The 19,867-nt window shown below is 69.4% G+C and carries 19 protein-coding genes, 1 tRNA gene and 1 pseudogene; 14 read left to right on the top strand and 7 right to left on the bottom strand.

Annotated features, from left to right (window positions below; all coding sequences use genetic code 11):
- Positions 1-3: 3 nt before the first annotated feature.
- The 4 genes from OHS70_RS15165 to OHS70_RS15150 all read left to right on the top strand — a co-directional run bounded on the left by OHS70_RS15165 (position 4) and on the right by OHS70_RS15150 (position 4,561).
- Positions 4-1,626 carry a complex I subunit 4 family protein gene (locus tag OHS70_RS15165; protein ID WP_328397700.1) on the top strand — a complete coding sequence of 541 codons (1,623 nt, stop codon included), beginning with the start codon at positions 4-6 and terminating at the stop codon, positions 1,624-1,626.
- Positions 1,623-3,158 (top strand): NADH-quinone oxidoreductase subunit N, encoded by a 1,536-nt coding sequence (locus tag OHS70_RS15160; protein WP_328397698.1) that lies wholly within the window; start codon positions 1,623-1,625, stop codon positions 3,156-3,158. Before OHS70_RS15165 ends, OHS70_RS15160 begins: the two co-directional genes overlap by 4 nt.
- Positions 3,159-3,314: 156 nt before the next feature.
- Entirely contained in the window at positions 3,315-4,178 is an 864-nt protein-coding gene (htpX, locus tag OHS70_RS15155; protein ID WP_328397696.1) for a zinc metalloprotease HtpX, read from the top strand.
- Positions 4,175-4,561 (top strand): YccF domain-containing protein, encoded by a 387-nt coding sequence (locus OHS70_RS15150; RefSeq protein WP_328397694.1) that lies wholly within the window; start codon positions 4,175-4,177, stop codon positions 4,559-4,561. Before htpX ends, OHS70_RS15150 begins: the two co-directional genes overlap by 4 nt.
- A gap of 68 nt (positions 4,562-4,629) precedes the next feature.
- Here OHS70_RS15150 and OHS70_RS15145 read toward each other — a convergent pair whose 3' ends face one another.
- Positions 4,630-5,865: an APC family permease gene (locus OHS70_RS15145; RefSeq protein ID WP_328397692.1), complete on the bottom strand. Its 1,236-nt coding sequence runs from the start codon at positions 5,863-5,865 to the stop codon at positions 4,630-4,632.
- Between the two features lie 86 nt (positions 5,866-5,951).
- Here OHS70_RS15145 and OHS70_RS15140 point away from each other — a divergent pair, with 86 nt between their 5' ends.
- Positions 5,952-6,221 carry a GlsB/YeaQ/YmgE family stress response membrane protein gene (locus OHS70_RS15140; RefSeq protein ID WP_328397691.1) on the top strand — a complete coding sequence of 90 codons (270 nt, stop codon included), beginning with the start codon at positions 5,952-5,954 and terminating at the stop codon, positions 6,219-6,221.
- A gap of 20 nt (positions 6,222-6,241) precedes the next feature.
- Here the strand turns inward: OHS70_RS15140 and OHS70_RS15135 are convergent, their stop codons facing one another.
- The 3 genes from OHS70_RS15135 to OHS70_RS15125 all read right to left on the bottom strand — a co-directional run bounded on the left by OHS70_RS15135 (position 6,242) and on the right by OHS70_RS15125 (position 8,091).
- The gene (locus OHS70_RS15135; protein WP_328397689.1) at positions 6,242-6,898 is read right to left on the bottom strand and encodes an alpha-ketoglutarate-dependent dioxygenase AlkB family protein; all 657 of its coding nucleotides are present in this window, start codon (positions 6,896-6,898) and stop codon (positions 6,242-6,244) included.
- Positions 6,899-6,905: 7 nt separating this feature from the next.
- Entirely contained in the window at positions 6,906-7,412 is a 507-nt protein-coding gene (locus OHS70_RS15130; protein WP_328397687.1) for a methylated-DNA--[protein]-cysteine S-methyltransferase, read from the bottom strand.
- Between the two features lie 190 nt (positions 7,413-7,602).
- Positions 7,603-8,091 (bottom strand): YajQ family cyclic di-GMP-binding protein, encoded by a 489-nt coding sequence (locus OHS70_RS15125; protein WP_328397685.1) that lies wholly within the window; start codon positions 8,089-8,091, stop codon positions 7,603-7,605.
- A 193-nt stretch (positions 8,092-8,284) separates the two neighbouring features.
- On the opposite strand from OHS70_RS15125, the gene OHS70_RS15120 reads away from it, so the two are divergent.
- Positions 8,285-8,366: transfer RNA gene (locus OHS70_RS15120), tRNA-Tyr, on the top strand.
- Between the two features lie 135 nt (positions 8,367-8,501).
- Here the strand turns inward: OHS70_RS15120 and OHS70_RS15115 are convergent.
- Positions 8,502-9,014, bottom strand: a pseudogene (locus tag OHS70_RS15115) (site-specific integrase); the annotation flags it as partial.
- Positions 9,015-9,025: 11 nt separating this feature from the next.
- Here OHS70_RS15115 and OHS70_RS15110 point away from each other — a divergent pair.
- The 3 genes from OHS70_RS15110 (at position 9,026) to OHS70_RS15100 (ending at position 12,905) form a co-directional block, all read left to right on the top strand.
- A complete protein-coding gene (locus OHS70_RS15110) occupies positions 9,026-10,588 on the top strand; it encodes an ISAs1 family transposase (RefSeq protein ID WP_443062606.1) in 1,563 nt (520 codons plus the stop codon).
- A 74-nt stretch (positions 10,589-10,662) separates the two neighbouring features.
- A complete protein-coding gene (locus OHS70_RS15105; protein ID WP_328397681.1) occupies positions 10,663-11,904 on the top strand; it encodes a beta-propeller fold lactonase family protein in 1,242 nt (413 codons plus the stop codon).
- A 452-nt stretch (positions 11,905-12,356) separates the two neighbouring features.
- Entirely contained in the window at positions 12,357-12,905 is a 549-nt protein-coding gene (locus OHS70_RS15100; protein ID WP_328397679.1) for a transposase family protein, read from the top strand.
- Positions 12,906-13,296: 391 nt separating this feature from the next.
- On the opposite strand, the gene OHS70_RS15095 is transcribed toward OHS70_RS15100, so the two are convergent.
- Both OHS70_RS15095 and OHS70_RS15090 read right to left on the bottom strand, forming a co-directional pair.
- Positions 13,297-13,815 carry an ester cyclase gene (locus OHS70_RS15095; RefSeq protein WP_328397677.1) on the bottom strand — a complete coding sequence of 173 codons (519 nt, stop codon included), beginning with the start codon at positions 13,813-13,815 and terminating at the stop codon, positions 13,297-13,299.
- On the bottom strand, positions 13,812-14,429 hold the full coding sequence (locus OHS70_RS15090) for an ester cyclase (protein ID WP_328397675.1): 618 nt from the start codon (positions 14,427-14,429) through the stop codon (positions 13,812-13,814). The genes OHS70_RS15095 and OHS70_RS15090 overlap by 4 nt, the downstream gene beginning before the upstream one ends.
- 996 nt (positions 14,430-15,425) lie before the next feature.
- Here OHS70_RS15090 and OHS70_RS15085 point away from each other — a divergent pair.
- From OHS70_RS15085 to OHS70_RS15065, 5 genes are all read left to right on the top strand, one after another.
- Entirely contained in the window at positions 15,426-15,797 is a 372-nt protein-coding gene (locus OHS70_RS15085) for an amphi-Trp domain-containing protein (RefSeq protein WP_328397673.1), read from the top strand.
- Between the two features lie 451 nt (positions 15,798-16,248).
- Positions 16,249-16,470: a hypothetical protein gene (locus OHS70_RS15080; RefSeq protein WP_328397671.1), complete on the top strand. Its 222-nt coding sequence runs from the start codon at positions 16,249-16,251 to the stop codon at positions 16,468-16,470.
- A gap of 291 nt (positions 16,471-16,761) precedes the next feature.
- The gene (locus OHS70_RS15075; protein ID WP_328397669.1) at positions 16,762-17,364 is read left to right on the top strand and encodes a TetR/AcrR family transcriptional regulator; all 603 of its coding nucleotides are present in this window, start codon (positions 16,762-16,764) and stop codon (positions 17,362-17,364) included.
- Positions 17,365-17,480: 116 nt separating this feature from the next.
- Positions 17,481-18,404, top strand: coding sequence for a TauD/TfdA dioxygenase family protein (locus OHS70_RS15070; protein ID WP_328397667.1), 924 nt, complete (start codon positions 17,481-17,483; stop codon positions 18,402-18,404).
- A gap of 47 nt (positions 18,405-18,451) precedes the next feature.
- Positions 18,452-19,786 (top strand): MFS transporter, encoded by a 1,335-nt coding sequence (locus OHS70_RS15065; RefSeq protein WP_328397665.1) that lies wholly within the window; start codon positions 18,452-18,454, stop codon positions 19,784-19,786.
- The last annotated feature ends 81 nt before the right edge of the window (positions 19,787-19,867 follow it).

Here is a 19,867-nt window from a genome sequence, read left to right as displayed (position 1 = left end):
GCCGTGATCGATATCAGCGAGTCCGTGATGCAGTTCCTTCTCGCGTTCATCGTCGTCGGCCCGCTCATCGGCGCCGCCGCCGCACTGCTGCCCGCCCCGCCCGGGCTGCGCGGCAGCAGCCCCGAGCAGGCCGTGCTGCGCCACGGCGTGACGGTCACCGGCGCGATTCTGGTCGCCGCGGTCGTGCTGGCCCTCGGCTTCGACCATGACAGCCCGTCGAAGATGCAGGCCACGACCGACATCAGCTGGATCCCCGCACTCGATGTGCGCATCCACTTCGGTGTCGACGGCATTTCGCTCCCTCTTGTGGTCCTGACGGCGTTGCTGACCTTCCTCTGCGCGCTCTACAGCTACTTCAAGATGCCCTCCGGCCCGTCCCCGAAGGCATTCGTCGCTCTGCTGCTCGTCCTGGAGTCCGGCACCCTCGCGACCTTCGCCGTCCTCGATCTGCTGCTGTTCTTCCTGGCCTTCGAGGTGGTGCTCATCCCGATGTACTTCCTCATCGCCCGCTGGGGCGGCGAGGAGAGGCAGCCCGCCGCCTGGAAGTTCATCCTCTACACACTGCTCGGCTCGGTCGTCATGCTGCTCGGCCTGCTGCTGATCGGGCTGAAGACCGGCACCTTCGACATGGTGGCACTCGCCACTGACAACGGCCGCGATCTGACCACATCCGTGCAGGTCATCGCCGTTCTGGCGATCGGGATCGGCCTCGCGGTCAAGACCCCGATGTGGCCGCTGCACACGTGGCTGCCCGACGCCCACACCGCCGCACCGACGGTCGGCTCGGTGCTCCTCGCCGGCGTTCTGCTGAAGATGGGTACGTACGGTTTCGTCCGTATCGTCATTCCGATCGCACCCGACGGCATGCAGATCTTCGCCCCGTATCTCGCCGCGTTCGCCGTCGTCGGCATCATCTACGGATCTCTGGCCTGCCTCGCTCTCGCCAAGCAGGGCGCCGGCGGCGACCTCAAGCGTCTGATCGCGTACTCCTCGGTCGGCCACATGGGCTTCGTCCTGCTCGGCATCGCGACGATGACCCCGACCGGCGTCAACGGCGCGCTGTTCGCCAACATCGCCCACGGCCTGATCACCGGCCTGCTTTTCTTCCTGGTCGGAGCGGTCAAGGACCGTTACGGCAGCTCCGATCTGGACACCCTCGCCGGGGCCACCGGAGCCGCCCTGTACGGCCGCGCCCCGCGCCTGGGCGCCCTGCTCGCATTCGCCGCCGTCGCCTCGCTCGGACTGCCCGGTCTCGCCGGCTTCTGGGGTGAGATGCTCGCGCTGTTCGGCGCGTTCGACCCTGCCGAGGGTCTGAGCCGCCCGGCGTTCCTCACCTTCATGACGATCGGCGCCTTCGGCACCCTGCTCACCGCCGCGTATCTGCTCGTCGTCGTGCGCCGCGTCTGCATGGGCGCACTGCCCGCGGCCCGGGCGGCGCACGCAATCGAAGCGGCGGACGAGAAGGGGACGGCCGCCGCCCCGAAGGTCGCCGATGTCCAGGCCTACGAATTCGCCGCCTGGAGCCCGCTGGTGGCACTCACCGTTCTCGCCGGACTGTGGCCCGCGGTTCTCCTCGGCCTCACGAACCCGGCCGTGCAGAAGCTCCTCGCAGGAGGCAAGTCGTGACCGTGGCAGCCGACAGCGTCGCCAGCCTCGTCCAGTCCGTCGACTGGCTCGCCATCGCGCCGCCCACCATCACCGCGGTGGTCGCGCTCGTGATCCTGGTCGCCGACCTCTTCGTCGCCGAGGAGCGCAAACCGCTGCTGGGCGCCGTCGCGCTCGCCGGTCTCGCCGCCGCACTCGTCTCCCTCGTACCCCTGCGCAAGGGCGACCGGGAGACGTTCTGTCTGACGACCGCCCCCGATGCCTGCAGCTACACCGCCGACCACTTCACGCTGGTCATCCAGTTCCTGGTGCTCGGCGGAGCGCTGCTGACCGCCCTGCTCTCCCTCACCGACACCCGCAGGAAGCTTCCGGCAGGAGAGTTCTGGTTCCTGCTGTTGTCGTCCGCCGCCGGGGCGGCCCTGCTGCCCGCCTCCCGCGACCTCGCCACCCTCGTCGTCGCGCTCGAAGTCGCCTCCCTGCCCGCCTTCGCGCTGGTGGGCCTGCGGCGCGGCGACCGGCTCTCCAGCGAAGCCGCCCTGAAGTTCTTCCTCTCCTCCGTCACCGCGACCGCCGTGACGCTGCTCGGCGTCAGCTTCGTGTACGCCGCGACGGGCACGTTGCACCTCACACAGATCGCCGCGGAGCTGCAGGACGTACCCGGTCAGCTCGACACGCTCGTCAAGGCGGGCGTGGTGCTCACCCTCGTAGGCTTCGCGTTCAAGACGGCAGCAGTCCCCTTCCACTTCTGGGTGCCGGACACCTATGTGGGCGCGCCGCTGCCGATCGCCGGCTATCTCTCCGTCGTCGGGAAAGCGGTCGGCTTCACCGGCCTCATCCTGGTGACTGTCGTCGCGTTCCCCGCCTACGCCGACATCTGGGGCCCGGCGATGGCCGTGCTTGCCGCCGCCACCATGACGGCCGGCAATGTCGCGGCGCTGCGCCAGTCGGCCACCCGGGAGTGGAGCGCGGTCCGGCTGCTGGCCTGGTCCTCCGTGGGGCAGGCCGGATACCTCCTGGTGCCGATCGCTGCCGCCGCGTACACCAGCGACGACCAGATCGGCGCGACGGTCGCGTACGCCCTCATGTACGGCGTCGTGAACCTGGGCGCCTTCGCGGTGGCGGCGCTCGTCGCCCGTACACACCCGCTGAACCGGATCGCCGACTACCGCGGCCTGTACGCCACCCGCCCGCTGACCGCCCTGGCCATGGGCTTCTTCCTGCTCAGCCTGGCGGGTCTGCCGCCAGGCATCATCGGTCTGTTCGCGAAGGTCACCGTCTTCTCGTCGGCGGTGGAAGCGGGACTCGGCTGGCTCGCCGTGATCATGGGCGTCAATGTCGTGATCGCTCTGTACTACTACCTGAAGTGGACGGCGATCCTCTTCCGCGCCCCGCAGCCCGCCGGGGCGGAACAGGACGCGGAACCGCAGCCGCCCGCCCGACGGCGTGCGCCCGCCCCGGTCACCGTCGCCATCGCCCTGACGGCCGCGGCCGGTGTCGTCCTGTCCGGCTATCCCCAGCTGGTACTGCGTTTCGCGGCGAACAGCCTGTTCTGAGTCCTCGCGGCCCGCTCACCCGAACGGCCCAGTCCAGGGTCGGGCGGGCAAGGGAACCAGCGTCCTTCGCCTGGCGTTGACCAGTACAGAAGGGTCCACTGGAAAGTGGAGCACCACGCAAAGGGTTCCCCTGCCGCACCATTTGGAGGGCGTACCGTGCACCGCCGGCACAACGGGCTGAGGACCGCCGTACTCCTCGGCGGACTGTCCGCACTCATCCTCCTCATCGGCAGCTTCTTCGGCCGTACGGGGCTGATCGTCGCGCTTGTCGTGGCACTCGGTACGAACGCGTACGCCTACTGGAACAGCGACAAGCTGGCCCTGCGGGCCATGCGCGCACGTCCCGTCAGCGAGTTCGAGGCGCCGGCGCTCTACCGCATCGTCCGCGAGCTCTCCACCGACGCCCGCCAGCCCATGCCCCGGCTGTACATCTCGCCGACCCAGGCGCCCAACGCCTTCGCCACCGGCCGCAATCCGCGCAACGCGGCGGTGTGCTGCACCGAGGGCATCATGCGGATCCTGGACGAGCGCGAGCTGCGCGGAGTCATCGGTCACGAGCTCAGCCATGTCTACAACCGCGACATCCTCATCTCCTCGGTCGCAGGAGCCCTCGCCTCGGTGATCATGTTCCTGGTGAACTTCGCCTGGCTGATTCCCATCGGCCGTTCGGACGACGACGACGGACCGGGCCTGCTCGGCATGTTGCTGATCATGATTCTGGGCCCGCTGGCGGCGTCCCTGATCCAGCTCGCCGTCAGCCGCTCGCGGGAGTACGAGGCCGATGCTTCGGGCGCCCAGCTCACCGGCGACCCGCTCGCACTCGCGAGCGCGCTGCGCAAGTTGGACGCGGGCACCAAGCAGTTGCCGCTGCCTCCCGAGCCGCGCCTGGAGACGGCAAGCCATATGATGATCGCCAACCCGTTCGGACCGGGTCGTGGTCTCTCCAAGATGTTCTCCACCCACCCGCCCATGGCGGAACGTATCGCCCGCCTTGAACAGATGGCAGGTCATCGCCCGTGAAGACAATTCTGAACGTCATCTGGCTCATCCTGAGCGGCTTCTGGCTCTTCCTCGGCTACATGCTGGCCGGCCTGATCCTGTGCATCACGATCATCGGCATCCCGTTCGGCCTGGCCGCGTTCCGGATCGGTGTCTATGCCCTGTGGCCCTTCGGCTACACCACTGTGGAGCGCCGCGACGCGGGGGCACCCTCGTGCGTGGGCAACGTGCTGTGGCTGGTCCTCGCCGGCTGGTGGCTCGCGCTGGGCCACATCGTCACGGGGATCGCGCTGTGCATCACGATCATCGGTATCCCGTTCGGCGTCGCCAACTTCAAGATGATTCCGATCTCGTTGATGCCCCTGGGCCGGGAAATCGTCCCGACGGACCGCCCGTTCGCCTGACGCCGGACCATGGAGGGCGCCGCCGCCCGACGTGCTGTGACCCTGTTGAATCCGTGCACGGTACGGCGTCAGCCGACAGCAGCTCTTCTCCGTCGCAGGGCGTACAGTGCGGCGCCCCCCGCGATCACCCCCGCTCCCGCCACCACCGAGGACGGCGGCAGCGCGAAGGCCAGCACCAGGCAGCCCACCAGCCCGCAGCCGGCAACCACTCGCACGCGGCGGGAACTCAGCGTCCAGGCCGAGACGTTGGCAATGGCGTAGTACAACAGCACTCCGAACGACGAGAAGCCGATCGCCCCGCGTACGTCCGCCGTCGCCGCCACCACCGCGACGACGGCTCCCACAGCCAGTTCGGCGCGGTGCGGCACCTGGAACCGCGGATGCACGGCGGCCAGTGCACCCGGCAGATGGCCGTCCCGGGCCATCGCCAGCGTCGTGCGGGAGACGCCGAGAATCAGCGCGAGCAAAGAACCGAGCGCCGCGACCGCGGCGCCGGCCCGCACCACCGGCACCAGCCAGGACGCGCCCGCAGCCCGGGCGGCATCGGCGAGCGGTGCCGTCGCGCGGCCCAACTCGACAGGGCCCAGCACGGAAAGGACAGCGACAGCCACACACGCATAGACCAGCAGCGCGAGACCGAGCGCCACGGGCACAGCCCGCGGGATCGTACGGGCCGGGTCCCGTACCTCCTCGCCCAGCGTGGCGATCCGCGCGTACCCGGCAAAGGCGAAGAACAACAGCCCCGACGCCTGGAGCACCCCACCCACCGAGACGTCTCCGCCCGGCGCGAGCCGTCCCGCGTCGGCGGCATCCGACCCGAGTGAGACCACCACGACCGCCGCCAGAACCGCCAGTACCACCGCCACGATCGCCCGCGTCAGCCACGCCGACTTCTGGACTCCTCCGTAGTTCACGGCAGTCAGCGCGACCACCGCTGCGACCGCGACCACGTGTGCCTGTTCCGGCCATGCGTACGCCCCGACCGTCAGGGCCATCGCGGCGCACGACGCGGTCTTGCCGACGATGAACGCCCAGCCGGCCAAGTAGCCCCAGAACGGGCCCAGTCGCTCTCGGCCGTACACATACGTGCCCCCGGACGCCGGGTAGAGAGCGGCGAGCCGGGCCGACGACATGGCGTTGCAGTACGCGACGGCCGCGGCCGTCGCCAGGCCGAGGAGCAGCCCGGACCCGGCCGACCGGGCCGCCGGGCCCAGCGCCACGAAGATTCCCGCCCCGACCATCGAACCCAGACCGATCACGACCGCGTCGAAGACTCCGAGTGATCGCCGCAGCTCCCGCGTCATGGGATGCACCCTACTGATCTCCGCAACCGCGTCCGGCCCGCCCGTCGTCCTGAAGGACAACACTGTTCGAAAGGCAGGTTCACGGCATGACCTTCATCGGTTGGATCGTTCTCGGGCTGGTGGCCGGAGCCATAGCCAAGATCCTGCTGCCCGGACGCGACCCGGGCGGGCTCATCGGAACCACGGTCATTGGCGTGATCGGCGCGTCCGTCGGCGGCTGGATATCAGCGCGCTGGCTGGACCGGCCGATCACCAACGACTTCTACGACGGGGCCACGTGGGCCGCGGCCATCGGTGGCTCACTCGTGCTGCTGATCGCGTACCGGCTTCTGTTCGGACACTCGCGCTCGCGCTGAGCCAGGCACGGTGCCGGGACCTACAGTCCGGTCTCCCGCAGGGTGATGTTCAGCCGCCCGCTGCTCATCCCCGCATCGGGATCGGCCGTCCCCGGCACCACCTTGGGCACGCCGTGAAAGGCGAAACGGGCGGGCCCGCCGAAGACGAACAGGTCCCCGGACGCCAGCTCCACCTCCGTGTACGGCCGTCCCCGCGTCTCGGTGTTCCCGAACCGGAAGACGCAGCTGTCGCCGATGCTCAGCGACACCACGGGCGCAGCAGACCGCTCCTCCTTGTCCTGATGCATCCCCATCCGCGCCGCGCCGTCGTAGAAGTTGATCAGCGCGGTGTCGGGGGTGTACTCCTGACGGCCCTGCTCCTCCCCGTATGCCGCGACCAGCGCTTCCCGCCCCAACTCCACCAGCCAGTCCGGGAATGCGGCCACCCGCGCGCCGTTCACATCGTCCGCCGTGCGGGAGTACCGGTACGGCCGCCAGTGCCAGCCGACGCACACCGTCTGCACGGACATCACGCCGCCGCCCGGCAGCACCGTGCGGCGGATCGGTACGGGCCCCCGCGCCCAGGCCCGGCATGCCTTGACGAGCTCCCGCCGGCGCTCGACCGGCAGCCAGCCGGGCACATGCACGGCGCCCGGTACGACGACCACGCGCTCCCTGGGAAACAGAGCCCCGCTCATGACCGGGTCACGAGGCCTGCGTGCCCTCGAGCTCCAGGAGCCGTTCCTTGCGCTCCAGCCCTCCCGCGTATCCGCGCAGCGCACCGTCCGCACCGATCACGCGATGGCACGGCCGGACGACCAGGAGCGGATTGCGGCCGATCGCGGTCCCCACGGCCCGGACGCCGGCCCCCGGCGTGCCGACGCGTTCGGCGATCTTCCCGTAGGTCGTCGTCTGCCCGTACGGAATCTCTTCCAGTGCCTGCCACACTCGCCGCTGGAACGGGGTTCCGCCGTCGACGTACTCGATGTCGAACAGGGTCAGCCGCCCTTCGAAGTACGCCGTCAGCTGCCTGCCGATCTCCGTGAAGGCCGCCGGATCGTCGCGCCAGCCGCCTTGGACGGCGACCCCGCCCTTCTGCCCGGGCACGGAGAGCGAGGCGAGCGCGGTACCGCCGTTCGCGGTGGCGGAATTCTCGCCCACCAGCAGCAGTGCGCCCAGCGGGCTGTCGACGACCGCGTACACAGTGGTCATGGCTCCGTTCCCCTCCTTGGGGTGCTCCGTGTGTCCTGACGTCCTGTACGTCTTCTCCGTCTTCCTACGTGTCCGAGTCTGCGGCGACCGGCCGACGTAAGCTGGCGGATTTCCGACATGACGTCCAACAGGGCGGGGGCGGAGCGATCGATCCGCTCCGCCCCCGGCCGCCCCGGCGCGCCCGCCGAGATCAGCGGTAGTTCACGAACTGCAGGGCGAAGTCGAAGTCCTGCCCCTTCAGCAGCGCCTGCACGGCCTGCAGGTCGTCCCGGCTCTTCGAGCTGACCCGCAGCTCGTCGCCCTGGACCTGCGCCTTGACGCCCTTGGGGCCCTCGTCGCGGATGATCTTCGCCACCTTCTTGGCGTTCTCCTGCGAGATGCCCTCCTCGATCGAGGCGAAGATCTTGTACTCCTTGCCTGAGAGCTGCGGCTCTCCCGCGTCCAGAGACTTCAGCGAGATCCCGCGCTTGACCAGCTTCGTCTGGAAGACGTCCAGGATCGCGTTGACGCGGTCCTCGGAGTTCGCCTGCATCAGGATCTTCTCGCCGGACCAGGCGATCGACGCCCCGACGTTCTTGAAGTCGTAGCGCTGCGAGATCTCCTTCGCGGCCTGGTTGAGGGCGTTGTCGACCTCCTGCCGCTCGACCTTCGAGACGATGTCGAAACTGGAGTCGGCCATGTCCTGTGGCTCCTTGTATCGGGTGCGTGAAGGCGCGGCCGGTCTGACCGGACCGCTCGGCCAAGCCTAGCCATCCCCGCCCGCCCAAAGTGCTGATCAATCCGGTGGCGGAGCACCCCCGGGCATCAGGTATCGTTTACGTCGTTGCCACGGAGCACCGCCCACAGCGGATCCGCTTCCGGCAACATCCCATGGCGGTGTGCCCGAGTGGCCAATGGGAGCGGACTGTAAATCCGTCGGCTTAGCCTACCCAGGTTCGAATCCTGGCGCCGCCACGCTTGAGGAACCCCCCTCTGAACTGCGGAAACGCAGCTTCGAGGGGGGTTCTGCGTTGGCTGGCACGCTCAGGAGGCCGATGGGAGGAAAGTGGCGGTTTGTCTCACCTCGATCCGGCTATGTACCGCCTCTGATCAGCCCGTGTCCCCCAGGTGTCCCCCGGGGGAGGGCTCGGGTGTGTGCCACTCCCTGAGTGCTTCGTCGATCCTGCGGTTCGCGCGCTCCTGGGTATGTGCGAGGACCTTCGCATAGACGCGGAAGAGAACAGCGATCGTGTGGCCGGCACGCCGAGCGCACTCCATGGGGTCCACGCCCGAGCTGAGCCAGAACGACACCCCCGCATGACGGAGGTCATACGGCCTTCGAGCGAGGAGCGAGGCGCTTTCCACCTCCGTGAGAACCGCTGCCCGCGCCTTCGCCCAGACATCGCCGTACCCGGACTCCTGGAGGAGCCCTCCACGAGCCGTGCGGAACAGGAGACCGTCCGGAGCCGTGCCGTGCAGCTCGAGGTGCTGCCGCAGCACAGCCACGAAGTGCGGCGGGATCGGGACGGGCCGCGAATCCTTCGGCGCCCGAGCCTTCAGGTGCCGGGATTGGTGCGCGAGGCTCCGGTTGGAGCGGGTGACTTTGCAAGTCGCCCAGCCCCACCGGAGCCTTGATGTGCCGTCAGTCTGCCACCGTCTGTCTGGTCAAGTCGCCCACTCGCCGTGACCGCGCCATCGCTGGCCTGCCGGAACGGCCGGCGACCTTGGCGGATCCCCGGGACCGGCGCGGGAGACGTCACTCGTTCGCGAGCGTGCTGCTGGTCGCCTGCTCGGCAGTGCTGGCCGGGGCCCGGTCGCCGGCGGCGATCGGCCAGTGGGCGAGGGCCACTCCACAGGATGCCCTGGCCCGGCTCGGCGCCCGCACCGCGACGGTGTTCAGGGTGCGCGTTGCGCCGAGCACCTCGACCATCCGTCGCGTGCTGAAAGACACGTGCCCGGGCGGGCTGGCCGACCTGCTGGGATGTGACTTGGCCGGTACGGACACCCTGGCCGTGGACGGCAAGACCGCCCGCGGCTCCCGATCCGGCGACACCCCGGCCGCGCACCTGCTCGCCGCGATGACTGGCACTGGCCAGACCGTGACCCAGTTACGGGTGCAGGACAAGACCAACGAAATCACCTGCTTCGCCGCCCTGTTGGAGACCTACGACCTGACCGGCATCGTCGTCACCGCGGACGCGCTGCACACCCAGCGTGAACACGCCCGGTTCCTCGTCGAGAAGAAGGAGGCGCACTACGCCTTCACCGTCAAGAAGAACCAGCCCGGCCTGTACGAGCAGCTCAGGACCTTGCCCTGGGACCGGTCACGGGCGAAGTTCTACGACCGAAACCAAGGCCACGGCCGTGTAGAGACCCGGGTCGTGAAGGCCCTGACCATCACCGATCTCGGTGTCGATTTTCCGCACGCCGCGCACGCCGCGCACGCCGCGCAGGTCGCGCAGATCACCCGGCACCGCACCAACACCAGAACCGGCAAACGCACCCGTGAGACGGTCTACGTCATCACGGACCTGACCAGCCGACAAGCCTCCCCGCAACGGCTCGCGCGCATCGTCCGCTCGCAGTGGACCATCGAGAACCGGCTCCACTTCGTCCGCGACACCACGTTCGCCGAGGACGCCTCCCCGGTCCGCACCGGACACGGCCCGGCGAACATGGCCACCCTCCGCAGCCTGGCGATCAACCGGCTCCGCGCGGCTGGCCACGCCAACATCGCTGCAGCCCTCCGCGAGATCTCCTACCAGCCCTTCACCCGCCCCCCTGGACCTCCTCGACATTCCCACCCTGACCGGCACAGTTACATGATCACCAGGACTTTGAATCAGCCCTGCCACCCGCACCGAGGCTCGGCTGAAGATCGCCACGTGGATCGCGGACTTCCAACACGCGCCGCAGACACAGCGCCGCCGGCGGACTGGCTCCGGTGGAATTCGAACGAACCGTCACCGACGCCAGGACACGAGCGCATCAGGAGGAGCGAGCAGCATAAGGAAGTCCTTCACGCTTTCTGGGGATTGACAGCAGAGCTGTCTACAGCTGCCGTGATTGGTCTGAATGGGTGGGGGTGTGTCGTGGTGGTGTCCTTCGTGTGGTGGTATCGGGAATGTCCGAGGCTGGTGGGGTGCGCGTGCTTTCTAGCGTCTGAGGTGGCGGCCATCGGTGCCGCGGCGGTCTGAAGAGGTATCAGAGGGCTTCGGACGCTGCCTTTCTCCGGATTCGAGCACACCCTGGTGTGCGTGCAGGAGGTTTCATGTCGGGTATCGCGGTGTTGCGGCTGCCGCAGCGGGCAACCGGGGCGGAAGAGGGCGACGGCCGGCGTCCGTTGTGGTTGTGGCTGCGGGCGTGGGTGGCTGGTCTGGCGGTGGTGGCTGGTTTGGCGGCCCCTCTTGCGCTGGCCACCCCGGCGGCAGCGGTGACCGGGACCTTCGCCTACGTCGCCAACCGAAACTCGGGCAATGTGTCGGTGATCGACACTGCCTCCAACACGGTCGCCGCGACCGTCCCCGTCGGGGCCGCCCCCGCCGGTGTGGCGGTCACCCCGGACGGCGCCTTCGTCTACGTCACCAACGCAGGCTCGGACGATGTGTCGGTGATCGACACTGCCTCCAACACGGTCGCCGCGACCGTCCCCGTCGGGGACACCCCCGACGGTGTGGCGGTCACCCCGGACGGCGCCTTCGTCTACGTCACCAACTCAGGCTCGGACGATGTGTCGGTGATCGACACTGCCTCCAACACGGTCGCCGCGACCGTCCCCGTCGGGGACGCCCCCATCGGTGTGGCGGTCACCCCGGACGGCGCCTTCGTCTACGTCGCCAACCGAAACTCGGGCAATGTGTCGGTGATCGACACTGCCTCCAACACGGTCGCCGCCACCGTCCCCGTCGGCAGCCTCCCCGTCGGTGTGGCGGTCACCCCGGACGGCGCCTTCGTCTACGTCACCAACCGAAACTCGGGCAATGTGTCGGTGATCGACACTGCCTCCAACACGGTCACCGTCACCGTCCCCGTCGGGAACGGCCCCAACGGTGTGGCGGTCACCCCGGACGGCGCCTTCGTCTACGTCGCCAACACAGGCTCGGGCGATGTGTCGGTGATCGACACCGCCTCCAACACGGTCACCGTCACCGTCCCCGTCGGGGCCGCCCCCTTCGGTGTGGCGGTCACCCCGGACGGCGCCTTCGTCTACGTCGCCAACGCAGGCTCGGGCGATGTGTCGGTGATCGACACCGCCTCCAACACGGTCGCCGCCACCGTCCCCGTCGGCAGCTTCCCCGTCGGTGTGGCGATCGGCATTGTGCGGGCGACGGCGACGGCCGAGTGCCCTGCGGGCAGTGTCATCGCCGGCGGCGGTTTCGAACTTACCGGTCCCCCCGCGAGCGACCTCGTCAGCAAGCCGGTCGACGACACCTGGGAGGTCGGCCTCGTCAACGACACCGATGAGACGATCACCGCCACCCCCTACGCCGTGTGCGCCGACAACACACCATGAAACAAGGGCCGCAACCAGCGACGCCCGCGCTCGCGCCGTGAACGCCCTCAACAATCAGGAGAAAAGCATGCCCTTGGACCGCACCCCGCCCCCGCGGTCACCGCTGGGACCACTGCCCCGACGGGTCAACTGGCACGCCGGCGGCGCCCTCGCCTCCCTCGCCCTCGTCCTTGCAGGCATCACCGCCCCACAAGTCGCTGTCGCCGCACAACGAGCGGACACCTCCACCCTCCTCAGCACCACAACACACGCAGGCAGCAAAGACAAGTGCCGCCAGCCCTGGACAACCGACCTCACCAGGACTGAGGCCAGGGCGATTGCAAAGTCCCAGTGACCTTGTGAGTGTGCAGGTCACGGCAGTGTGACGATGCTGGATGGGCACGCGACCAGACGCAACGAAGCTCCGTTGCGGAGGCGACCTTGACAAGTCCCTTTCGTGCAACGGAGCTTCGATGTGCCGCCAGTCTGCCACCGTCTGCCTGGTCAAGTCGCCCACCCGTCAGCACTGCGCGACGGGTCCGCTGGCCGAGCGGCTGGCCACGCTGGCCGATCCGCGGTGCCGACGAGGGAAGCGTCACCCCTTCGTGGCCGTACTGCTGATCGCCTGCTCCGCCGTGGTGAGCGGGGCGAGGAGTTTCGCGGCGATCGACGAGTGGGCCGCCGACGCGCCGCAGCACGTCCTGGCCCGGCTCGGTGCCCGCACCGCAACCGCCCTGGCCGTACGCGTCCCGCCCAGCGGCGCGACGATCCGCCGGGTCATCAAGGACACCTGCCCCGGCGGTCTGGCCGACCTCCTGGGCCACGACCCGGCCGGCACCGACACCCTCGCCGTGGACGGCAAGAGCGCCCGCGGCTCGCGCCACGGCGCCACCCCGGCCGCGCACCTGCTGGCCGCGATGACCGGCACCGGGATGACCGTCACCCAACTGAGGGTCCCTGAGAAGACGAACGAAATCACGTGCTTCGCCAACACGGCGTTCTCGGCCTCGTCGACGGCGTGAGGTATCTTCGGCCGGCACTCGTCCCCCATGTGTCCCCCGCGCGGGACCTTTCAGTGGAAATTGCCAGGTCAGGGCAGGTGAAGGCGGCCCGCTGTAAATCCGTCGGCTTAGCCTACCCAGGTTCGAATCCTGGCGCCGCCACGCTTGGAGGACCCCCTTGGACCTGCGGAAACGTAGCTCCGAGGGGGTTCTGCGTTGTACACCGCACGGTCCCCGCTCAGGGCCCCGGGGACGGTTCCGGCGTGTGTCACTCCCTCAGCGATGCATCGATCCGTGAGATGACGCTGGGTTCGAGCCGTTGTCCTGCCTGACAGCGTTGCCGGGATCCGCAACCCATGGGATGCCTGGCACGGAGTGGGTTGCCGGCAGGTGGGGCAGGTGCCGTCCGGTCCTACTGAGCCTTGCGGGCCTTGCGTCGCAGCCGGGTGAAGCGGACGGCGGAGACGAACGCGTGGGTGAGGAACGTCGTCGGGCCGGCATCGGGCGAGGGCATCGCGCCGAGCTGGACCAGCACCTCGATGTTGTCGGCCTCCTGGTGCAGGGAGACCAGCCGGCTGTGGCCGTCCCACCGCAGCAGGGTCATCTCCTCCCGGTCCACCTTGAGGCCGGTGGGCGGGACGTCGTGCAGGTCACCGGTCTGGGTGCCGAGGAGCCGTGCCCGGCAGGCGACCTCGTTCCCGTCGGTGATCACGTCAAGGAGCTCGACCCGCAGGTCCGGCATCGCCTGCCAGAGGTGCCGGAGGTGCTCCAGGAACTCCCGGTTCCCCATCACCGGGAAGTCCGGCACGTGGTACGCACAGTGCGGGACGGCCATATCGACGAGGACGTCGGCGTCCTTGAGCTGCCAGGCGCGCTCGAAGAACTCGTACGTGGCGCTGCGCGCGTCGCGGTGCGTTGCCTGTGTGGTCATGCGGTGGTCCTCTCCTTGCTGCGGGCCGCCTTGATCTGGAGTACCGCGAAACGGCCCATCAGCTTGAAGGTGTGCGCGATCCGGCCGAGTTGACTCGCCCCCTGCGGCGGGACGACCCCGAGCTGTCGCATGACGCCGAGATAGTCGATCTGCTGCCACAGCTCGACGACCTTGCCCCGCTCGAACCGGTAGATGAAGGTCTGGTTCATCCGGATCGGCGTCCCGGTCGGCGGCAGGTCCATCATCTCGCCGAGATGGGTGCCGGTGAGGATGGATCGGATGAAGACCCGGTCGCCCTCGCCCAGAACGCTCTGCACCTGCTCGCGGAGGTCGGGCAGCCCCGCCCGCAAATCACGGGAGAGCTGCTTGAACTCCTCGGGCCCGTGCACATCCGGGATCACCGGCATGTGGCCGTGGAAGTCCGGCGCGAAGAACTCGTCCACCACGTCGAGCCGGGCGTGGTTCCACACCTCGTCCGACAGGTCCGCCGCGAGTGCCTTGAGGTCGCGGCCGTCGGGGACTTGGGTGCCGTAGGGGCCGTGGTTCACGTCCCTTGTGCCGTCCGCGGGGCTCCTGTGGTTTCCGTGGTTCGCGTGGAGACTTTGCTCCGCCATCGGGGACTCCTTCCTGCGGCTGCGCGTTCGGGGATGGACGGCCCGGGTTGCCGGAGGTCCTGTACGGAGCCGCCGGGGGACAGGGACGGGGTGAACTCCCGCTCGTGCACGGTCGGTTCGGACGCAGCTGGTGCCGTACGTCGCACCAAGGACATGGGACGGGCGGACTGGCGACGGGAGTCAGCCCTCCCCCTAGATCCGTCCGCCCCGCCCCCGGATACACCTGAGACACGGCGAGCTCGACGGTGCCGGCCCGGGGCGGTAGCCGTTGCGTCGGTTCAGGCGCTCCGAACTTATGTGCCGGTATTCGGCGTTGCCGGCCATAGGTGCGGTGGAGGGCCTGTGCGGTGGCCAGTCCGAGGCGGCGGGAGCGGGAGGCGGCTTCGTAGGGGGCCGAAGGCCATCAGCTCCCGGGCGCGGGCGATCCGCTCCCCGGAATCCTGGTGACTGGATCGACCTCAAGCTCGTTCCCGGGGCTCCGGAGTGCACGGAGGGCCTCGCCGTCTCCGTTACCGAGGATCACCCTGCTGGCCGGCGATGGGGTGATCCACCGGGCCCGGTGCGCGGTCTCGTCCGGAACGCCCGCGACCTCGGCGAACATCGCGACGGCGTGTGCGCCGGGTTCACGCCCATTCCGGGCACGCCCGTCGGACAGCTCGCTGAGGTTCGGCTCCGGCAGATGCGGACGGCCGAAGGGGACAGAGATGCAGTAGGGGCCGGTCGCCCGCAGGCGACCGGCCCCGTCGCATGTCTCGCCCCGGTGATGGCGAGCGGGCTCAGCGAGCCGCTGCCCGCGCCTCGACCGTGGACGCACACCGGCACTCACCAGCGCCCCCCACGAGAGCGGGACACTCCAAAGCACTCCCGAGCAGGTCGGACAGCACACGGACCGGTCACCGGTCGTCCGGCCACTCACCCGGACATGAGGATGTCCGATCCGGCGTATGGCATCAGAATTGGCGCTGTCTACTGTTTCTGTCAGATCGGAGACAGCCCATGAGGGACCTCAAGTTTGAGCAGAAGCGTTCGCTGTCACGCCTTGAGGCGGCGGATCAGCTGACGGCGCTCGCGGCCGCGCTGAGGCAAGGTGGGGATGCCGAACTGGACCTCGGCCCCGCGAGGCTGAGCCTTCGGATTCCCGATGACCTCCGCAGTGAGGTGGAGATCGAGGTCGGTGACGGGGAGATCGAGCTGGAGATCGAGTTCAAGTGGCCGACCGCACCCACACGGACAGCGCCGTCGCAAGCGGTGGCAGGCACAGAAAAAGCCCCGAGGAGGCGGAAGAGTGTGCCCGCCAAGCCCGGGCGGAGCAGCACCGGCACCGCCAGGAGCAAAACCGCGAAGCGGGCCGCCACAAAAACGCCCTGAGCCGCGCCAAGGCCCTTGGGCCCAGCCGCCACGGCCCAGCGCCAGGCCCGCGCTCAGGGCGATGAGCTCGGCGGCCGAGGCGGACCGCATCGCCCGGCGTCCTCAGGTCACGGCCGCAGTCGACCACCTTGCCGGCGAGCCCGCGAGCCCGCGAGTGGCTCGAGCGCAGAGCGCCTGCGCCGTGCCGGACCTCGTGACACGGATCGGCGGCCGCACCATGCGCGCTGACCTGGCCCAGCGCCGCAGGCTTTCCCATGCCTTCTACGGGCGGCTTGCCTCACCTGCCGACGCCTGTGCAGGGGCCCATGGCGTTCGAGTGCGAGTGGGCCCCGAACTGGCGCGGTTGCCCCGCCGCCTGCTCGGACGCGGGCTGCCGCTCACCCGGCTCTCACTGACGGCCGGACACCGAGCTCGGGCTGCTGTGACCGGCGATCTGACGGAGGCTGGTGTCATGGCTGGATTGCCCGTGATCATTTACCCGCCATCGCCGATGGGCGGCCGCCAGGTGCGCGTGAACGGCGAGATCCTCGGCCTGGCGCACAACCTCGCGGACGTGGCGGAGTTTCTGCGCCGAGCGGGGATGGTGGGACTCGACGCCGATGATGTGGCCCGGTCCGATCTGATCGATTGGCAGGGTGGCGGCCCGCTGGTGTGGGCCGAGTCGCCGCCGTGACGCGACACCACCGTGAGGCGACGCCGTAGCACTCCGAGAGGCCGTACGGGAGGCACCGTCGCCGGGCGGCGGGTGTGGAGAAAGGCCACTGCCGGGGCCATGGGACGGCCGGGCCGGCGGACGTCCACATGGTCGCCCTGAGCCCAGGCCTGCATGATGCCCGAACGCGAGCTTTCAGGCTTGCCAGGCGCCGGCCGGCGGTGCCGCGCCCTGTGGAATGGGCGAGCGACAATGTCGCCGCGCGCACCCCCGTTCCGATGCGGTCCGGCGACAGACCGTAGGCTCTGCCGCATGGTGGGTACACAGCCGCGCGGGGCGGAGCGGGGGCCGGGGCGGCCGCGGGAGGAGCGGGTCACCGGGGCGGTGCTGAACGCTGTCGTCGACATGGTCACCGAACAGGGGATCGGGGCCGTCACGATGGATGCCGTCGCCGCACGGGCCGGGGTGAGCAAGCCCGCCATCTACCGGCGATGGCCCACCAAGCAGGATCTGATCATCGCTGCTGCCGAGACCCGGATCGGTCCCCTGTCGGTGCCGGATCTGGGCGACTTCCGTGCGGAGATCCGTTTCGTGCTCGCCTCTCGTATGGAGGCGTATCGGCTGCCGGGATCGGACCGGCTGATCGCCGGTCTGATCGGCGCGGCGGCCGAGACGGGCGCGAAGCGGGGCCAGTACGCGGAGTACACCGAGCGGATCACGAGCGAGACCAGGCGCATCCTCGAGCGCGCCATCGCCCGTGGTGAGGTGCGGCCCGACACCGATGTCCGGGCCGCGGCGACCCTGGTGGCCGCGCCGCTGCTCTTCCGGCTGATCGTCGAGCAGGAGCTGCCCGACGCCGCGCTGGTGGACACGCTGGTGGACCTCGTCGCCCGCTCTGTCGGCTCGGCTTCCTGACGGCTCCGGCCGCGGATTCCGGCTCCAAATTTTCATGCTGCCAGGCTCTTGCCCTGCCACACCTCAATAACGATACTTCCGGTAACGATTTTCCGGCCCCCGTTATGGGAGGACTCATGGACGGCGTCGCCACCACCCCCGCCCCCACGCTCGACAAGCCCCTGATGCACTACGGGAAGCGCACGCTCGAGCGCATCGCGCCGGGCATGACCCAGCCCGACTACCGGGTCCTGGACATCTGCCCGCTCACCCCGCACATCGGCGCCGAGGTCGAAGGCGTCGACCTCTCGCTCCCGATCGGCGAGGACCTCGCGGACGAGATCAGGCAGGCCCTGCTGGAGTGGAAGGTGCTCTTCTTCCGCGACCAGCACGCCTTCGACGCGCAGTCCCAATTGGCGTTCGCCGGCCTGTGGGGCGCCCCGGAGCCCAACCCGTTCTTCCCCAAGGGCGACACCGTCGGCGTTTCCCGTCTGGCCAAGGACGCCATGGCCATCGGCAACGAGAACATCTGGCACAGCGACCACTCGTTCATGGCCGCGCCGGCACTCGGCTCCGTACTGCGCGCCGTCGAGGTCCCGTCCGCGGGCGGCGACACCATGTGGGCGGACATGTCGGCCGCGTACGACAACCTCTCCGAGTCCATGAAGACCCGCATCGAGAACCTCACCGCAGTGCACGACTGGGTGCCGAGCTGGGGCTGTCTGATGACCGAGAGCCAGGTCGCCGCGCACCGTGAGAACCTGCCGGCCGTCGAGCATCCCGTGGTCGTCCGCCACCCGCGCACCGGCCGCAAGCTGCTCTACGTCAACGAGCCCTTCACCACCCGGATCGTCGGCCTGTCGGACCCCGAAAGCCGTGAACTGCTCGACGAGCTCGTCCTCCAGGCCCGCGTCCCCGAGTACCAGGTGCGCTTCCGCTGGCAGCCGGGTTCCGTCGCGATCTGGGACAACATCGCCACCCAGCACTACGCGATCAGCGACTACTTCCCGCAGCGCCGTGTCATGGAGCGCATCGCGATCGCCGGCGTCCCGCTCTCCTGAACCGGCACCGGCCCTTCCTCTCCCCATCCAGTCTCCGCGGAGTCCCTGTGACCGACACCGATGTCGCACCTGCTGTGCCCGCCGGCCTCCCGAAGGCGACGAGCGGATCGAGGCGCCGCGCGTGGATCGTCACCGCGCTGCTCGTCGTCTTCATGATGATCAATTTCGCCGACAAGTCCGTGCTCGGCCTCGCGGCCGAGCAGATCCGTGAGGACCTCGGCCTGTCCGCGTCCGCCTTCGGACTCGCCAGCAGCGCGTTCTTCCTGCTGTTCTCGATCTGCGGTGCCACGGTGGGGCTGCTCGCCGACCGCATACGGCCCAAGTGGCTGCTGCTGGCCATGGCCCTTCTGTGGTCCGTCGCCCAGGCCCCGCTGGCCGTGGGCGGAGGGCTCGCGGTGCTCATCGCCTCACGTGTCCTCCTCGGCGCCGCCGAGGGGCCCGCCTTCCCCGTCGCCCAGCAGGCCACCCTGTCCTGGTTCCCCAACCACCGACGCAACCTGCCCGGGGCGCTGATCGTGCTGGGGATCACCCTGGGAGTCCTGGTCGCCGCCCCCGTACTGACCTGGGTGATCCACCACAGCGGCTGGCGCTCGGCCGTCGCCGTGGTGGCCCTTGCCGGTGTGGTGTGGGCACTGCTGTGGATCCCGCTCGGCGGCGAGGGACCGTACGCGGACACGTCGGACACCGGCTCCGCCGACGGTACGGGCAAGGAGACGGTGGCCGGTACCGGGACGGACCCGGCCCAGCGCAAGACGCCCTACCGCCGGGTCCTCGCGACCCGCACCTGGATCGGTGCCACGGCCGCCTACTTCGGCACCTACTGGGTCATCGCCTTCGCCCTGGTCTGGCTCCCCTCCTACCTCCAGGACGGGCTGGGCTACTCCTCGGCCGCGTCCACCCGGCTGCTGATGCTGTTCTGGGGTCTGAGCGGTGTCGTGGTGCTCGGGCAGGCGGGCCTGACCGGACTGCTGCTGCGCCGCGGGATCGCGAGCCGGTGGGCCCGCGGCGGGGTCGGCGGCATCTGTCTGCTCATCGGCGCCGCGGCGTGCCTGGCCCTGCAGTCGGCACCGGCCGGTGCCGCGACCGCAGTGCTCCTGGTCGCCGGATTCGGGCTCGCCGGAGTGATGGGCAGCATCGCTGTCACCACCGTCATGGAACTGGTCCCGGCCGATCGCCGCGGCGGCGCCCTGGGCATCATGAACGCCGTGGTGACCACCGCCGGTCTGATCGCCCCGACGTTGATCGGGCGTCTCGTGGACACCCATGGAAACGGGGGCTACCAACACGCGATCCTGATCACCGGTGGCCTGCTCCTGCTGGGCGGGATCGCCGCCGTCACCCTGATCGACCCGGCCCGCGACGCGCGCCTGCTGTCCGCGTGACGATGCGCCCTCCTCCGGTCCTTTTTGGCCCCGGGGCGTGCTCCCCGCGCAGCGCGGAGCACGCCCCCGCCCGCCCGACAC

It is taken from the genome of Streptomyces sp. NBC_00390 (genome assembly GCF_036057275.1).
Taxonomy (GTDB): Bacteria; Actinomycetota; Actinomycetes; order Streptomycetales; family Streptomycetaceae; genus Streptomyces.
This window is presented reverse-complemented; position numbering and strand designations above follow the sequence as displayed.

Bases quoted from the DNA above. Each gene is read 5' to 3' on its own strand.
- OHS70_RS15135 (WP_328397689.1), bottom strand. From the start codon at position 6,898: ATGAGCGGGGCTCTGTTTCCCAGGGAGCGCGTGGTCGTCGTACCGGGC.
- OHS70_RS15075 (WP_328397669.1), top strand. From the start codon at position 16,762: ATGGTGGGTACACAGCCGCGCGGGGCGGAGCGGGGGCCGGGGCGGCCG.
- OHS70_RS15070 (WP_328397667.1), top strand. From the start codon at position 17,481: ATGGACGGCGTCGCCACCACCCCCGCCCCCACGCTCGACAAGCCCCTG.
- OHS70_RS15090 (WP_328397675.1), bottom strand. From the start codon at position 14,429: ATGGCGGAGCAAAGTCTCCACGCGAACCACGGAAACCACAGGAGCCCC.
- OHS70_RS15130 (WP_328397687.1), bottom strand. From the start codon at position 7,412: ATGACCACTGTGTACGCGGTCGTCGACAGCCCGCTGGGCGCACTGCTG.
- OHS70_RS15145 (WP_328397692.1), bottom strand. From the start codon at position 5,865: ATGACGCGGGAGCTGCGGCGATCACTCGGAGTCTTCGACGCGGTCGTG.
- OHS70_RS15140 (WP_328397691.1), top strand. From the start codon at position 5,952: ATGACCTTCATCGGTTGGATCGTTCTCGGGCTGGTGGCCGGAGCCATA.
- OHS70_RS15100 (WP_328397679.1), top strand. From the start codon at position 12,357: ATGTGCCGCCAGTCTGCCACCGTCTGCCTGGTCAAGTCGCCCACCCGT.
- OHS70_RS15085 (WP_328397673.1), top strand. From the start codon at position 15,426: ATGAGGGACCTCAAGTTTGAGCAGAAGCGTTCGCTGTCACGCCTTGAG.
- OHS70_RS15080 (WP_328397671.1), top strand. From the start codon at position 16,249: ATGGCTGGATTGCCCGTGATCATTTACCCGCCATCGCCGATGGGCGGC.
- OHS70_RS15110 (WP_443062606.1), top strand. From the start codon at position 9,026: ATGTGCCGTCAGTCTGCCACCGTCTGTCTGGTCAAGTCGCCCACTCGC.
- OHS70_RS15105 (WP_328397681.1), top strand. From the start codon at position 10,663: ATGTCGGGTATCGCGGTGTTGCGGCTGCCGCAGCGGGCAACCGGGGCG.
- OHS70_RS15125 (WP_328397685.1), bottom strand. From the start codon at position 8,091: ATGGCCGACTCCAGTTTCGACATCGTCTCGAAGGTCGAGCGGCAGGAG.
- OHS70_RS15095 (WP_328397677.1), bottom strand. From the start codon at position 13,815: ATGACCACACAGGCAACGCACCGCGACGCGCGCAGCGCCACGTACGAG.